This window comes from Erythrobacter litoralis, from assembly GCF_029760855.1.
In the GTDB taxonomy this organism is placed as follows: Bacteria; Pseudomonadota; Alphaproteobacteria; order Sphingomonadales; family Sphingomonadaceae; genus Qipengyuania; species Qipengyuania litoralis_A.
Genome location: NZ_SOSI01000002.1, coordinates 69,017 through 83,561 on the forward strand (window position 1 = coordinate 69,017; position 14,545 = coordinate 83,561).

Below are 14,545 nucleotides of genomic sequence, written 5' to 3' on the forward strand. Positions count from 1 at the left end.
CATAGGGCGTTGCTGGTAGCGGAGCAAGCCGCTAGCGGCGAAGGGGATGACCGCGCCACCTCCCCCGTCCCGTTTCGCAGCCGTCGTCGTCGCCGCCGGGAAAGGTGAGAGGGCCGCGCAAGGCGTACCGAAACAGTTCGCGAGCTATCGCGGGAAGTCTGTCCTTCGGCATTCCGTAGAGGGTTTAGTGAAGGCAGGCGCTGGGAAGATCGTAATTGCCGTACCAGAAGGCTATGAAGCGCTCGCTGCGGACATGATCGGCCCTTCAGACATTGTCGAGTTCGTGGCCGGTGGGATTACGCGACAGGAATCGGTTGCTGCGGCGCTGACGCGCATATCGCCTCAATTTGAGGCGGTCCTGATTCACGACGCGGCGCGGCCGTTTGTTCCGGGGGAAGTGGTTGACCGGCTCTTGGCTGCGTTGCAAGATTACGCCGGCGTTATTCCGGTCCTTCCGGTAGTGGACAGTTTGGCAACCGGCGCTGGCACGATCATGATGGGAAGCGCGGATCGAAATGCTCTTCGCAGGGTGCAGACCCCTCAGGCGTTCAATCTTCGGGCGATAAAGGACGCCCACGAAGCATGGGGCGGTATCTCTGACGCAGGCGACGATGCACAGGTTCTGCGCGCCAATGGAGGAGTCGTCGCGATGGTCGAAGGAGACGAACGATTGCGAAAACTCACTTTTGCCGAAGACTTCCGCGAAGCGCCCTCTGTGCGGGTCGGAACCGGCTTCGACGTACACCGGCTCGCGTCCGGTGAGGAACTGTGGCTCGGCGGCGTCCGGATCGAGCATGACCGCGGCCTTGCAGGCCATAGCGATGCCGATGTCGCGCTCCATGCCCTTACCGACGCCGTTCTGGGGGCGATCGGGGCGGGCGATATCGGGTCTCATTTCCCACCGTCAGACCCCGAATGGCGCGGCGCGAGCAGCGACCGGTTTCTGGTACACGCCGTCGAACTTGCGGACGCGAGAGGCTATCGTATCGGCAATATCGATCTTACTATCATGTGCGAAGCGCCCAAGATCGGACCTCATCGCGAAAGGATGCGGGAACGGATCGCCGAACTGGTCGAGGTTGACATCGACCTTGTGTCGGTAAAGGCCACGACCACGGAAAGGCTCGGCTTCACCGGTCGCGAGGAAGGTATTGCGGCGCAGGCGGTTGCCACCTTGCTAAGCAATTGACGGAAGGACCGCCATGTACGCCGATGCCCTCATGCCGCCCGACATCGTCGCTCTTGCGCACAAGGTCGTCGAACAGAATGCGCAGAGCGGCCGTAAGGTCGTGCTGGCTGAAAGTTGCACCGGGGGATTGGTGTCGGCTGCGCTGACCGACATTCCGGGCTCTTCGGCTGTCCTTGAACGCGGGTTCGTCACCTATTCGAACGAAGCGAAGATCGAATCTCTCGGAGTGCCGCAGGATCTTATCGAAACTTTCGGCGCAGTCTCGGTAGCTTGCGCCTGGGCGATGGCGAAGGGCGCGCTGGAAAAGTCGAGGGCCGACGTCGCGGTGGCGATCAGCGGCATTGCCGGGCCGGGCGGCGGGACGGAGTTGAAGCCTGTAGGGACAGTCGTCTTTGCCCGTGTCCTACGCGGCGAAACCGCGCAGCCCGATGGCGAGATGCGGCACTTCGATTCGGACAGTCGGGGGGAGATTCGCCGTCAGGCGACGCTTTGCGCGCTCGAACTGCTGCTGCCATAAAGCTCCTCGGCGCGCTGTTCGAAGGCGCCAACCATCTTTCGGAACGCCCTGTCGAAATACTGGCCGGCCAGCGCTTCGAAAACGGCATTGCGAAACGTGAAATCCACGCAAAAATCGATTTCGCAACCGCCGTCGTCCCGCGGTTCGAACTTCCAGCTATTGCGCAGGTCGCGTAGCGGACCGTCAACGTAGCTAACTTCCAGGCTGTCCGGCCGGTTCTTCGTCACGCGCGAAGTGAATTTTTCGCGGATCGCCTTGAAGCCCACCAGCATGTCGGCGACGAGCACGTCTTCGGAATTGCTGCGGACCCGGGTCGCAACCACCCACGGTAGGAATTCGGGATACTTATCGACATCGGCAACGAGGTCGAACATCTGTTCGGCGCTGTAAGGAAGAACGCGCTTTTCGCGAATGCCAGGCATCAGGCTTGTGCCCTCGCCCGCTCCTTAGTCAGCCGTTCCTCGCGCGCCGCCTTCATCTGTGCGAAGTCGTCACCTGCATGATAGCTCGACCGGGTGAGCGGACTTGATGCGACTTGCAGGAAGCCTTTCGCCCGCGCGATGGAGCCGTAAGCGGCGAAGGCTTTCGGCGTCACGAAATCCTCCACCTTGGCGTGGCGCGGGGTCGGCTGAAGATATTGGCCCATCGTGATGAAGTCGACATCGGCGCTGCGCATGTCGTCCATGACTTGGTGCACTTCGAGCCGCTGCTCACCCAGACCGAGCATGATGCCGGACTTGGTGAAAATCATTGGATCGTGGCTCTTCACCTCTTCAAGCAACCGCAGCGAGGCGTAATAGCGCGCGCCCGGTCGGATGGTGGGATATAGGCGCGGTACGGTTTCGAGGTTGTGGTTGTAGACGTCCGGTCCCGCCTCGCAAATTGCTTCAACGGCGGGGCGCATCTTATTACGGAAGTCGGGAGTGAGAATTTCGATGGTCGTTTCGGGCGTCTCACGGCGAAGCGCCTTGATTACCTTAACGAACTGGCTCGCGCCGCCATCCGGCAAGTCATCCCGGTCGACGCTGGTAATGACGATATGCTTTAGGCCCATCTGGCCCGCCGCGACGGCCACATTTTCCGGTTCCATCGTATCGACGATCCGCGGCATTCCCGTTTTCACGTTGCAGAATGCGCAGGCGCGCGTGCACACATCACCGAGGATCATGACAGTGGCGTGCTTCTTGTCCCAGCACTCGCCAATGTTCGGGCATGCTGCTTCTTCGCACACCGTATTGAGGTTGAGATCGCGCATCAGCTTGCGCGTCTCGTGATAGCCCTTGCTAACCGGAGCCTTGACGCGAATCCAATCGGGTTTGCGACGGGAAATCGGACGGTCGCTTTCGGGGGACGGGACGGAAGATAGATCGTTCATTGCGTGTTCCATCTAGGAGTGCGGCTTCGCTGTCGCAAGCCGCGTCTCTGCGGGGACCGACATCTTGCGCGCCTCTCTCGATATGGCCATGGCCACGAACATGACCGACGAATCTCTGAAGAACATCGCGCTACTGATCGATGCGGACAACACGTCGCCGAAAGGCATAGACCCTGTGCTGACCGTAATGGCCGAACTGGGCCAGGTGAATATCAAGCGGGCCTATGGCAACTTCGCGAAGAACAATCTCGCGAAGTGGGATCAGATCACCCACAAATACGGAATTCGCCCTCAGCAGCAATTCGATCTTACGGCGGGGAAAAACGCCACGGACATGGCCATGACGATCGATGCCATCGACCTGCTTTATCAAGGGAAGGTCGATGGCTTCGGGATCATGAGTTCCGACAGCGATTTTACGCCTTTGGTCACGCGGCTCCGGCAGGACGGATTGGTCGTTTACGGGTTTGGCAGCGTCAGTAAGACTCCGGGCGCGTTCAAGAGTGCGTGCACCCGTTTCATCGATATCGATGCGCTCATCAAAGGTGCTTCGGATGAGCCTGATACGCCGAAAAGCAAGCAACCGCGCGGCAAGGACGTAGTGGACGAAGAACTCGTCGAATTGCTGGGAACGGCGTGGAAAGCGGCGAAGCGGGACGAAAATGGCTTTGCAGCATTAGGGGAAGTCGGAAAGATCGCAGGCAACCGCTCGAGCTTCGACGTCCGAAACTACGGCTTCAAGCGCTTGTCCGATCTTTTCGAGTCGATTGCGCAGTTCCAGGTCGAACGCCGCAACGGCACCGGAGCCTACGTCAAACGCTTACGCTGAATAGAAAAGCGGCGCGAAACCTAGTTGGTCTCGCGCCGCTATGTAAGGAGTTATCGAGGTTTCAGCCCCCTTGCTGTTGGCTCGCATAAAGAGCCCACAGCCGTGCGATGGAAGCGCGATCGCCTGTCGTTACGGCATCGAAGTTAGCTTTCGCCTCGGCTGCCTTGCCCTGTTCGAGCTGGGCAATGCCAAGACGGGTCTGCACCAACGACTTATCGACACCAGCCATATCCATAGCCTTCGTATAAAGCATCTCGGCGGCCGGATAATCGCCATAGCTCAGAGCAAGGTTGGCGCCGTTTACGATCGTAGTCGCATCGCTCGAACTGCGCGCAGAAGATAGAATACCGCTGAGATCGCCGCGATCCTCGGTCGCCCGGCCTTCTGCCTGGCTGCGAATGTCGTTCAAATAGGTCGCCGATTGATCCAGCTTCCCCGCGGCCCTTCCCTCGTCGATCACAGCCATGACTTCGCCGGGAAGCCTACGGTAGTCCGCTGCATCGACGTAATCGAGATACATACCCTCCTCGCGAAGAGCATCTGCCTCTCGTGCGAGACGCAGCAAATCCAGCAGTTCGGGGTTCGCGTAATTCGCCGCACCCATCTGCAGGATTACGACATCGGCCCAATTGGACGGCGTGGGTTCGTTTTCGACGAGCATCGTCGCAAAGTTGCTTGTCTGCGGTGAAAGCTTGTTATTGTAGGCTACGGCCAAGCCGCGCTTGATCCATTCCTGATCGACTGTTTGGCCTGCTGCCTTACGGGTCTCGATCGCTTGGTTAAGGTAGGTCAGACCTTCCTGATAGTTGTTTTCAGCGAAATAGCTTTCGGCAATGAGCGCTTCGAGATCGTTGCTCGTCTGGCCATTGGCCAAAGCCGTCTCGAGATAGTTGCGTGCAGCGGGATACTCCTTCGCGTTGTAAGCCAGTTGCCCCGCGAACATATTGTATTGTCCAATATTCGCCGCAGGGACCTTCCCGCTCTGCAGCATCATTTCAAGACCCTGCTTTTGCAACGCCGGATCCTGCGCTTTCTGACCCATCGAAAGGATCAAGTTGCCAGCGGCCATACGATCGTCATCGGTCTCCACAGCTGCGACAACGGCAGGCACCTGACCGGTCAGCGTGGCCGGATCCGCTCCGCCTTCGATCTGCGTGGCGATAGGCTGGTAAGTCGCAACGAACCCTTCAGAATAGTTCGTCTGTGCAGCCTCTTGCTTGTCCTTCTTTTTCTTCTGCGCGAAGGCGGGGGCTTCGATTGCGCCCATAGCGACAACACCTGTCGTCGCCATCGCAACGGCCAGGGCGAACTTCGAAATCGACTTGCGTACAAGCTTGGATTGCAAGGACATATTGGATCTCCGATAGTGAATTAATGGGCGCGTACACACGATGATCTAACGCCGTGCAACGCGAGAAATCTGAGGGAAAGTTTAGGTTTTCCGCCTGAATACCGATTGAATGCCGGTTGCATGAACTCCAACTAACCCAGTCTCGATTGTGTGGAAAAGCGCTTCACTCGATCATCTGGTTCCCGATACGCGGTGGCACGATGCCTCGTGATAGCCTAGACCCTCCCGCATAAATCAAACCAAGTTACGGACATCCAATCTTGGCCGACGAAACCGAAGTTCTCGATCCCCCCGCCCCCGAAGGCGGCCATTACGCCCGCATCGATATCGTCGATGAAATGAAGACGAGCTATCTCGATTACGCGATGAGCGTGATCGTGAGCCGCGCTTTGCCCGATGTGCGCGACGGGTTGAAGCCTGTACATCGCCGCATCCTCTTCGCCAGCCAGGAAGGCGGCTTCGTCGCCGGACGGCCCTATCGCAAGAGCGCCAAAATCGTTGGCGACGTCATGGGCAACTATCACCCGCACGGCGACGCGGCGATATACGACGCGCTCGCGCGGATGACGCAGGACTGGTCGATGCGGGTGCCGCTGATCGACGGTCAGGGCAATTTCGGCAGCATGGACCCCGATCCGCCGGCCTCCATGCGTTATACCGAGGCGCGGTTGGCGCGCGTTGCCAATGCGCTACTCGACGATCTCGACAAGGATACGGTCGATTTCGTCGATAATTACGACCAATCGCGGCAGGAGCCGACGGTTCTTCCGGCTCGCTTCCCAAATTTGCTGGTCAACGGGGCAGGCGGCATCGCTGTCGGTATGGCGACCAATATCCCGCCGCATAACCTCGGCGAAGTGATCGACGGCTGTCTCGCCTTCATCGACAATCCGGCTATTACCAGCGAAGAACTGTTCGAAATCATTCCGGGCCCAGATTTCCCGACTGCGCCGCTGATCCTAGGCAAATCCGGTGCGCGCGCCGCTTACACCACCGGGCGCGGCTCGATCCTGATGCGCGCGCGGCACGACATCGAGACCGGGCGCAACGACCGCCGCTCCATCGTGCTGACCTCGATCCCGTTCCAGGTCGGCAAGAACTCTTTGGTCGAGAAGATCGCCGAAGCCGCAAAAGAAAAGCGGATCGAGGGGATCAGCGACATTCGCGACGAATCCTCGCGCGAAGGCGTTCGCGTCGTCGTCGATTTGAAACGCGACGCCTCGCCCGAAGTCGTGCTGAACCAGATCTGGCGATACAGCCCGGCGCAGGCAAGTTTCCCCGCAAATATGCTCGCCATTCGCGGCGGCCGCCCTGAAACGCTTACCCTGCGCGAATTCGTGCAGGCGTTCATCGCTTTTCGCGAAGAAGTCATAACCCGCCGCACGAAATACGAGCTCAACAAGGCACGTGATCGGGCGCATATCTTGCTCGGCCTCGTGGTTGCGGTGTCGAACCTCGACGAAGTGGTCGCGATGATCCGCGGGGCCTCCAATCCGGCTGACGCGCGTGCCAAGCTGCTCGCCAAAGAATGGCCCATCGGCGACATTGCGCAATATATCGCGCTGGTGGAAGCCATAGAGCCGAGCGACGAAGAGCATGGCGGAACCTATCGGCTTTCCGCGCGGCAGGTGAAGGCGATCCTTGACCTTCGCCTCCACCGCCTGACGGCCCTGGGCCGCGACGAGATCGGCGACGAACTGAAAGAGCTTTCGGTTGCGATCGAAGAATACCTTTCCATTCTCGCCGACCGGGTGAAGCTTTACGGCGTCATGCGCGAAGAGCTTGAGGAAATCCGCTCGACTTATGCTACACCGCGCATCACAGAGATCGCGCCGGCATGGGACGGTCTAGAAGATGAAGACCTGATTGAGCGCGAGGACATGGTCGTCACCGTCACGCACGGCGGCTACATCAAGCGCACCCCGCTCGATACCTTCCGGGCGCAGGCACGCGGCGGCAAAGGCCGCAGCGGCATGGCGACGAAGGACGAAGATGCGGTTGTCGAACTGTTCGTAACTTCGACCCATAACCCAGTATTGTTTTTTACGAACACGGGCCGTGTCTATCGCCTGAAAGTCTGGAAGCTGCCCGAAGGCGGTCCGCAGACTAAGGGCCGCCCGATGGTCAATCTTCTACCGCTCGGCGACGAGGAGCGCGTGACCAACGTTCTTCCCTTACCCGAAGACGAAGGCGAATGGGCCGATCTCAATATCGTGTTCGCGACCGAACAGGGTATGGTCCGCCGCAATTCGATGGATTCGTTCACCAATGTTCCTTCGAACGGCAAATACGCCATGGGGTTCGTCGAAGGCAGTGGCGACAGGCTGATTGGTGTGAAGCTGCTTAGCGAAGGGCAGGAAATCTTCCTCGCCTCCGATGCCGGCAAGGCAATTCGTTTCTCCGCCAGCGATGCCCGTGAAACCAAGAGCCGCACCGGCATCGGTGTGCGTGGTATGAAGTTGAAAGACGGGCAGAAGGTCGTCTCGATGGCGGTCCTCGACGAAGGCAAGGGCGATACCGAAACGCGCGATGCCTATCTTCGGGCGGCCGTCTGGAAAAACAACGACACCGAGCACTCGATCGACCCCGATCTTGCGGCGGAAATGGAAAGCGAGGAAGAATTTATCCTCACCCTAACCGCACGCGGATATGGCAAGATTTCGTCATCTTACGAATACCGCACGATTGGCCGTGGCGGCCAGGGACTGACCAATATCGGCGAACCGTCGAGCAATCCTGATCGCAACGGCCCCGTCGTCGCCAGCTTCCCGGTGAAGCACGGCTCGCAGCTCATGTTGGTGACCGATCAGGCTAAGCTCATTCGCTTGCCGATCGACTTCCGCCATATGGTCGATGGCGGGTTCGACAATCATTCGGGTTACTCCATTTCGGGTCGCGGCTCTTCGGGCGTACGCATCTTCAACGTCGGTAAGAACGAGACGATTGTCGGCGCGGCCCTGATCGATGAGACCGAGGAACCCGAGAACGAAGCGGAAGAAAAGGTGGCCGATGAGATCGCCGCGCGTGGCGGCCTGACCGCCACCACCCCTCACACGACCGCGCATTCCGACCGAAATATGGACGACGAACCGGGCGGCTGAGTTAATCCACGTTGCGACTTTTCCTGATCGTTTGCACCACCCCGGTGGCGATCAGGAACTGGCCTACGAAATAGAGCGGCCAGATGAAGAGGTTTGCAGTGTCTGCCTGAACATGGTTCGTTTCGCGTGCGATGATCAGGAGGTGACTGGCAACGAACAGCGCCGCGCCTACGCCGCCGCGATAACGCGGGAACCGGCTTGTCCAGGAACCTGCGGCCATCGCGCCAATCAGGGCGGCATAGGCGGTCGCCGGGATCGCGTTCGAAGAAGAAAGCGTGAGAAATAACGCGATAGCCGGCACGAGAAAAATAAAGGCAACGGCAACGAGCTTCTGGCTCACCGTCGTCTTCTCACGGTGGTTCCGTATGTACAAAATGATGGCAGTGCTATGGCTGAGCGTGAATAGAATGCCGGCATAAAGAAGGCTGACGTCCAGCATTACGTCACCGAGCGCGGCTAGCGCGAATACGACGCTCAATAGCATGCTGTCCCGCCCAAGCCCGCGATGCGCAGCGTAGAGGGCGAGAAAGCCGACGGCGAGCCCCTTCCATAGCATGAGCCAGAGCCCGCCGATCGGATCGTCCACTACGAAGTAGTAGGATATGCCCGCAATCAGGCTCAGCAAAAGATAAGGCCGGTGTTCGGCCAAGGCGCGACGCGGCATGAATGCATTCCTTGTTTCGCGCGAACCGCTAGGGCTTGAAGCGCCCCCCGTGCAAGGCCTAGGTGCGCGCCATGGTACATGACATACAAATAGTCGGCGGCGGTCTGGCCGGCAGCGAAGCGACGTGGCAACTCGCACAGCGCGGCTTCAAAGTCCGGCTTTCCGAAATGCGCGGCAGCGGCGAGACGACCCCTGCCCACCAGACGGGCGGGTTGGCCGAACTCGTATGCTCGAACAGCTTCCGCTCCGACGACGATGAGAAGAACGCGGTTGGTCTGCTGCACCACGAAATGCGGCGGATGGACAGTCTGGTCATGCGTGCGGGCGAAGAGGCACGTGTTCCGGCAGGTTCCGCCATGGCAGTGGACCGCGATGTGTTCTCTGCTGCGGTCGAGCGCGCGCTTATCGAGCATCCCAATGTCACGGTCGTTCGGGAGCGCGTGGATGCCCTACCGTCCGACCAACCCGCGATCATTGCCACTGGCCCGCTCACGGCGCAAACGCTTGCGGAAAGCATTGTCGCGGCGACGGGGCAGGACCGGCTCGCTTTCTTCGACGCCATTGCGCCGATCGTGCACCGCGACAGCATCGATATGGACATTTGCTGGATCCAGTCCCGCTGGAACAAGCGCACGGAAGCGTCGAACGAGGAAGGCGATTACATCAATTGCCCCATGACGAAGGACGAGTATCTCGCCTTCCACCAAGGCTTACTGGATGCGGAAAAGACCGAGTTCCGCGAATGGGAAGCCGATACGCCCTATTTCGACGGATGCATGCCGATCGAAGTCATTGCGGCACGCGGCGTCGAGACGCTGCGCTACGGTCCGATGAAACCCGTCGGGCTGGACAATCCTCGCGATACGACACCGGAATTTCCGCAAGGGCGATGGCCCTATGCAGTGGTGCAGCTGCGTCAGGACAACAAGCTCGGCACGCTATGGAACATGGTCGGCTTCCAGACGAAAATGAAATACGGCGCGCAGGTCGATCTGTTTCGCACGATCCCGGGGCTGCAGAATGCCGAATTCGCGCGGCTTGGAGGTTTGCATCGCAACACCTTCCTCAATTCCCCGATCGTGCTGGACCGGCAACTGCGTTTGAAGAATGCGCCGAACATTCGCTTCGCCGGACAGATCACCGGTTGTGAAGGCTATGTCGAAAGCTCGGCGGTCGGTCTGCTCACCGGCCTGATGGCGGCGAGCGAGCTGGCGGGCCGAAGCTGGTCGCCTCCGCCGCGTACCTCCGCCTGCGGAGCGCTGCTGGCACATATAACGGGGGATGCGGAAGCGGAGACCTTCCAGCCCATGAATGTCAATTTCGGGCTTTTTCCGCCCCTTCACGACGTGCCGAAGAAGCAACGCAAGGAAGCCTATACCTCGCGCGCGAAAAGCGATTTCGGCGAATGGCTGCACGGCGCCTTGGCGCTCGCCGCGTAATCAGCAGGCGCAGCGCGGTTTCTTCTTCGCGGGCTTCGGCTTGGTTGTCGCAAATTCGCGTGGCGTAAGCTCGCGGTCGCCGTCCGCATCCGCGCCTTCGAATTTCTCGACCGTCGTGACCGCCCACTCCTCGAAGTCGAGCAAGTTGTTGCCATCCTTGTCGAGCTTGCGGAATGCGTCGCTTCGGGTCGAAAGCATTTCGGAACGCGTGATTCGCCGGTCGCGATTGCGGTCGTAGCGGAAGAACCGCTGCTCTTCCTTGGTCAGCTCAGTCGCTTCGGGCGGCGCGGGGCCGCGCAGGTCCGAGACATCGGCAACCGGCAATAACTCCGGATCCACCTTGTCGGGAGCATACGGCACGAAGCCTGGCGGAGGCGCAGCGTTCTCGACTTCCGCCCTGCCCTGCCACCAGAACATGCCGACCCCGGTCAGGGTCAATGCGCCGACTGCGCCCAGAACGATCCCGCGAGGCATGCAGGCAGCACTACGCCAGCCTGCGTAAAGGTTTGGTCAACGCCCCACAGCGGCGATACGCGCCGCCACGAGCGGACTCAGCCGGTCTCCGAGCAAAGGTTTTCCCCCGCGCTTCAAGGCGCGAGCCGATAGTTGCCCGATAAGGGCAATAGGGCGAAGCGCTCGCGGCAGAACCGGCAGGCTATTTCTTTTGCGTACGTACTCTGCTGCGATCTGCGGTCGGGCTTCCGAAACAAGAGCAACTGTCGCCTGCCCCCACACATGGCCGTGAAAAGCAGCATCGCGCTGAGCGTCGGTAAATCCAGCAAGCCGTGACAGGCTCGCGAATGTAGATGCACGCCCGCTGCCGAGAGCCTCGGCTGCCGGCGAGCCGGGCGCCTCGCCGATCGCTTGCTCCCACCCGTCCACAAGATCGCGAAGACAACTTTCCTCTCCGCGCCACGATCGCCCGATCGCGTCCAGCACGATATCGCCCCGTGGCCGGGCTTCGACGTCCTCACCCAACCGGTCGCGCCACCACGCCAAACGGATTTGCGCGAGCATCGGCTCTTTGGCGTTCGTAGCTATTCGCGACAGGCGGTGGTCGAGGGCGAAGGCCGCGGCGAATGTTTCACGCAAGCCGACCGGCGCGAGGGTAACCGCGAGTTTGCCGAGCTCGTCGCATTCGTCGGTAAGATCGCTCATTTTGCTCGCGGACCAGTATACTCTCGGTCAGTCGCGATAGCACACCTTCTTCGCCGCATTCACGATCCGCTCACTGTCGATCAACGCCAGCTTCTCCAGATTGGCGGCATAGGGCAGAGGTACGTCCTCGTTGCAAACCCGGGTGACCGGCGCATCGAGATAATCGAAGCCCTGCTCCATGCAGATCGCCGTCACCTCGGACGCGATCGAGCAGGTTGGCCAGCCTTCCTCGGCGATGATTAGACGGTTGGTCTTCTTCAGCGATTCCAGAATTGTCTCATGATCGAGCGGGCGCAGCGTGCGAAGGTCGATCACTTCGGCTTCGATCCCCTCGCCTGCCAGTTCCTCCGCCGCTTCGAGCGCCAGACCGACCGCGATGGAATAGGTCACGATGGTCACGTCGTCGCCCTCGCGTACGATCCGCGCCTTGCCGATGGGAAGCACGTGATCGTCCAGTTCGGGCAATTCGAAGCTGCGGCCGTAGACAAGTTCGTTCTCGAGAAAGACCACGGGGTCCTCGCAGCGAATGGCCGCTTTCATCAGGCCCTTCGCATCGTAGCTGTCGTAAGGCGCGATGACGATCAGGCCAGGAACGCTGGCATACCATGGCCCATAGTTCTGGCTGTGCTGCGCGCCCACCCGGCTTGCCGCGCCGTTGGGGCCACGGAACACGACCGGGCAGCGCATCTGGCCGCCCGACATGTAGTTCGTTTTCGCGGCGGAGTTCACGATGTGGTCGATCGCCTGCATTGCGAAGTTGAACGTCATGAATTCAACGATCGGGCGCAAGCCGCCCATCGCAGCACCGGTGCCGATGCCGGCGAACCCGTATTCGGTGATCGGCGTATCGATCACGCGCTTCGGGCCAAACTCGTCGAGCAAACCCTGCGTCACTTTATAGGCGCCTTGGTACTGCGCGACTTCCTCGCCCATGATGAATACGCGCTCATCGCGGCGCATTTCTTCGGCCATCGCATCGCGCAAGGCTTCGCGGACGCTGACGGTCGCCATATTCGTGCCATCGGGGATTTTGGGGTCGGACGGGCGAGCCTGCGCTTCGGGCTTCGTGATCTCGGCTTCGCTTTCCGCCTGACCAACATCCTTGCCTTCGCCGGACACCTCGTCGGTCGAAGCAGAAGAAGGCGCTTCGAGGTCGGAGGCATCCTCGCCCTCGCCCGCCAGCATCGCAATGACGGTGCCGACCTTTACGCCTTCGGTACCTTCCTCGATCAGGATCTTGCCGAGCGTGCCCTCGTCCACCGCTTCGAATTCCATCGTCGCCTTGTCGGTCTCGATCTCGGCGATGATGTCGCCGGCAACGATCTCGTCACCTTCCGATTTCAGCCACTTGGCAAGTGTGCCCTCTTCCATGGTGGGAGAGAGCGCGGGCATTTTGAGTTCGATCGCCATGGCTCAATACTCCTCCACCAGAACGTCGGTGTACAATTCCGCCGGTTCCGGCTCGGGCGAGTTCTCGGCGAAGTCCGCAGCTTCGGAAACACGAGCGCGGATCTCCTTGTCGATCGCTTTCAGATCGTCTTCATTGCTGCCCTGTTCGATCAGCGTCTTTTTCAGACCCTCGATCGGATCGCGATGCTCGCGATAATCCTGCACTTCTTCCCTCGTACGGTATTTCGCCGGATCGGACATCGAATGCCCGCGATAGCGATAGGTGCTGCATTCCATTAACACCGGACCGTTGCCCTCTCGCACGTGGGCGAAGGCGGTTTCGGCGGCGGCGCGCACTTCGAGCACGTCCATGCCGTTGACATTCATGCCGGGGATGCGGAACGCGGTACCACGGCGGTAGAATTCCGTTTCGGCCGAGCTGCGCTTGACTGCAGTGCCCATAGCGTACTGATTGTTCTCGACCACAAAGACGATCGGCAGCTTCCACAGCGAAGCCATATTCATCGTTTCGTAGACCTGCCCCTGGTTTGCTGCCCCGTCGCCGAAGTACGCAAGGCACAGGCCGCCATCGTCGTTATACTGGTGTGCGAGCGCCAGGCCGCCACCCAGCGCGACCTGCGCGCCAACGATGCCGTGGCCGCCGTAAAACTTATGCTCGGTGCTGAACATGTGCATCGAGCCGCCCTTGCCCTTGGATATGCCGGCCTGTCGCCCGGTCAGTTCAGCCATGATGATCTTGGGATCGATGCCGTAGGCAAGCATGTGGCCATGATCGCGGTAACCGGTGATCACACTGTCCGTGTCGTTGTCGAGCGCGCTTTGCAGACCGATCGCGACCGCTTCCTGCCCAATATAAAGGTGGCAAAAGCCCCCGATCAGGCCAAGGCCGTAGAGCTGGCCAGCCCGTTCCTCGAACCGGCGGATGAGCAGCATCTGCTCGTAGAAGCGCAGCATTTCTTCCTTGCTGGCATCGTAGCGCTTGTTCTGCTCGAAGCTTTCCTGAAGCGAGCGCAGCGCGAAATCCTGATCCTGCTCGGAAAGTGCAGGATCGTTATTTGCCGGGGCTTTGGCCAAGGGATGGTGTCCTTATCTCGTCAAGATGTCGCGCGGCTATAGGCACAGCGGCAAGTGCTGCGCAACAACCATGCATACGAAAAACCCTTACGGAAAGCGCGCGTCCGCAGGCTAGTCGTCGAGCTTGACGACGACCTCGTCGGGATGGACGACATTGAGTTGGCTGCGCAGCAATTCCCCGACCATATCCGGATCGGCATGATCGGGGTCCAAAAGGGCGACCTTGTTCTCGAGCGCCGTGCGGTCGTGTTCGATCGCGGCAAGTTGCGCCTTGCGCTGATCGAGCGTCCGCAGGTTGTCGCTCCACGCAAGCAAACCCGACGGTCCGGCGACGGCAATCCCGCCCATCAGAAGCAACGCGCCGACGGCCGTCCGGCGCAGCAGTTTGCCGTTCGCGCGATTACGATATCTGCCCTTCCGTCCCATGCCCGCATATCA

Annotated in this window: 14 protein-coding genes; 5 read left to right on the top strand and 9 right to left on the bottom strand. The window is 60.2% G+C overall.

What is annotated here, in order from left to right; all coding sequences use genetic code 11:
- Positions 1–46: 46 nt before the first annotated feature.
- Together E3U23_RS03245 and E3U23_RS03250 are read left to right on the top strand one after the other, a co-directional pair.
- Positions 47–1,189, top strand: coding sequence for a bifunctional 2-C-methyl-D-erythritol 4-phosphate cytidylyltransferase/2-C-methyl-D-erythritol 2,4-cyclodiphosphate synthase (locus tag E3U23_RS03245; protein WP_279349768.1), 1,143 nt, complete (start codon positions 47–49; stop codon positions 1,187–1,189).
- Between the two features lie 13 nt (positions 1,190–1,202).
- Positions 1,203–1,706: a CinA family protein gene (locus tag E3U23_RS03250; RefSeq protein WP_279349769.1), complete on the top strand. Its 504-nt coding sequence runs from the start codon at positions 1,203–1,205 to the stop codon at positions 1,704–1,706.
- Here E3U23_RS03250 and E3U23_RS03255 read toward each other — a convergent pair.
- Both E3U23_RS03255 and lipA read right to left on the bottom strand, forming a co-directional pair.
- The gene (locus E3U23_RS03255; protein ID WP_279349770.1) at positions 1,667–2,128 is read right to left on the bottom strand and encodes a type II toxin-antitoxin system RatA family toxin; all 462 of its coding nucleotides are present in this window, start codon (positions 2,126–2,128) and stop codon (positions 1,667–1,669) included. The genes E3U23_RS03250 and E3U23_RS03255 overlap by 40 nt on opposite strands.
- On the bottom strand, positions 2,128–3,081 hold the full coding sequence (lipA, locus tag E3U23_RS03260) for a lipoyl synthase (protein ID WP_279349771.1): 954 nt from the start codon (positions 3,079–3,081) through the stop codon (positions 2,128–2,130). Before lipA ends, E3U23_RS03255 begins: the two co-directional genes overlap by 1 nt.
- Positions 3,082–3,181: 100 nt before the next feature.
- Here lipA and E3U23_RS03265 point away from each other — a divergent pair, with 100 nt between their 5' ends.
- On the top strand, positions 3,182–3,910 hold the full coding sequence (locus E3U23_RS03265) for an NYN domain-containing protein (protein WP_279349772.1): 729 nt from the start codon (positions 3,182–3,184) through the stop codon (positions 3,908–3,910).
- 61 nt (positions 3,911–3,971) lie between these two features.
- Here the strand turns inward: E3U23_RS03265 and E3U23_RS03270 are convergent, their stop codons facing one another.
- On the bottom strand, positions 3,972–5,261 hold the full coding sequence (locus tag E3U23_RS03270; protein ID WP_279349773.1) for a hypothetical protein: 1,290 nt from the start codon (positions 5,259–5,261) through the stop codon (positions 3,972–3,974).
- Between the two features lie 260 nt (positions 5,262–5,521).
- Here E3U23_RS03270 and gyrA point away from each other — a divergent pair, with 260 nt between their 5' ends.
- Entirely contained in the window at positions 5,522–8,362 is a 2,841-nt protein-coding gene (gyrA, locus tag E3U23_RS03275) for a DNA gyrase subunit A (RefSeq protein WP_279349774.1), read from the top strand.
- Position 8,363: 1 nt separating this feature from the next.
- Here the strand turns inward: gyrA and E3U23_RS03280 are convergent, their stop codons facing one another.
- Positions 8,364–9,026, bottom strand: coding sequence for a lysoplasmalogenase (locus E3U23_RS03280; protein ID WP_279349775.1), 663 nt, complete (start codon positions 9,024–9,026; stop codon positions 8,364–8,366).
- Positions 9,027–9,097: 71 nt separating this feature from the next.
- On the opposite strand from E3U23_RS03280, the gene trmFO reads away from it, so the two are divergent.
- Positions 9,098–10,465, top strand: a complete 1,368-nt coding sequence (gene trmFO / locus E3U23_RS03285) for a methylenetetrahydrofolate--tRNA-(uracil(54)-C(5))-methyltransferase (FADH(2)-oxidizing) TrmFO (RefSeq protein ID WP_279349776.1) — start codon at positions 9,098–9,100, stop codon at positions 10,463–10,465.
- On the opposite strand, the gene E3U23_RS03290 is transcribed toward trmFO, so the two are convergent.
- The 5 genes from E3U23_RS03290 to E3U23_RS03310 form a co-directional block, all read right to left on the bottom strand.
- Positions 10,466–10,939: a hypothetical protein gene (locus E3U23_RS03290; protein ID WP_279349777.1), complete on the bottom strand. Its 474-nt coding sequence runs from the start codon at positions 10,937–10,939 to the stop codon at positions 10,466–10,468.
- Between the two features lie 36 nt (positions 10,940–10,975).
- On the bottom strand, positions 10,976–11,623 hold the full coding sequence (locus E3U23_RS03295) for a squalene/phytoene synthase family protein (protein WP_279349778.1): 648 nt from the start codon (positions 11,621–11,623) through the stop codon (positions 10,976–10,978).
- 27 nt (positions 11,624–11,650) lie between these two features.
- On the bottom strand, positions 11,651–13,033 hold the full coding sequence (locus tag E3U23_RS03300; protein ID WP_279349779.1) for a pyruvate dehydrogenase complex E1 component subunit beta: 1,383 nt from the start codon (positions 13,031–13,033) through the stop codon (positions 11,651–11,653).
- A gap of 3 nt (positions 13,034–13,036) precedes the next feature.
- Positions 13,037–14,107: a pyruvate dehydrogenase (acetyl-transferring) E1 component subunit alpha gene (gene pdhA / locus E3U23_RS03305; RefSeq protein ID WP_279349780.1), complete on the bottom strand. Its 1,071-nt coding sequence runs from the start codon at positions 14,105–14,107 to the stop codon at positions 13,037–13,039.
- Positions 14,108–14,218: 111 nt separating this feature from the next.
- On the bottom strand, positions 14,219–14,533 hold the full coding sequence (locus E3U23_RS03310) for an FtsB family cell division protein (protein ID WP_279349781.1): 315 nt from the start codon (positions 14,531–14,533) through the stop codon (positions 14,219–14,221).
- Between the last annotated feature and the right edge of the window lie 12 nt (positions 14,534–14,545).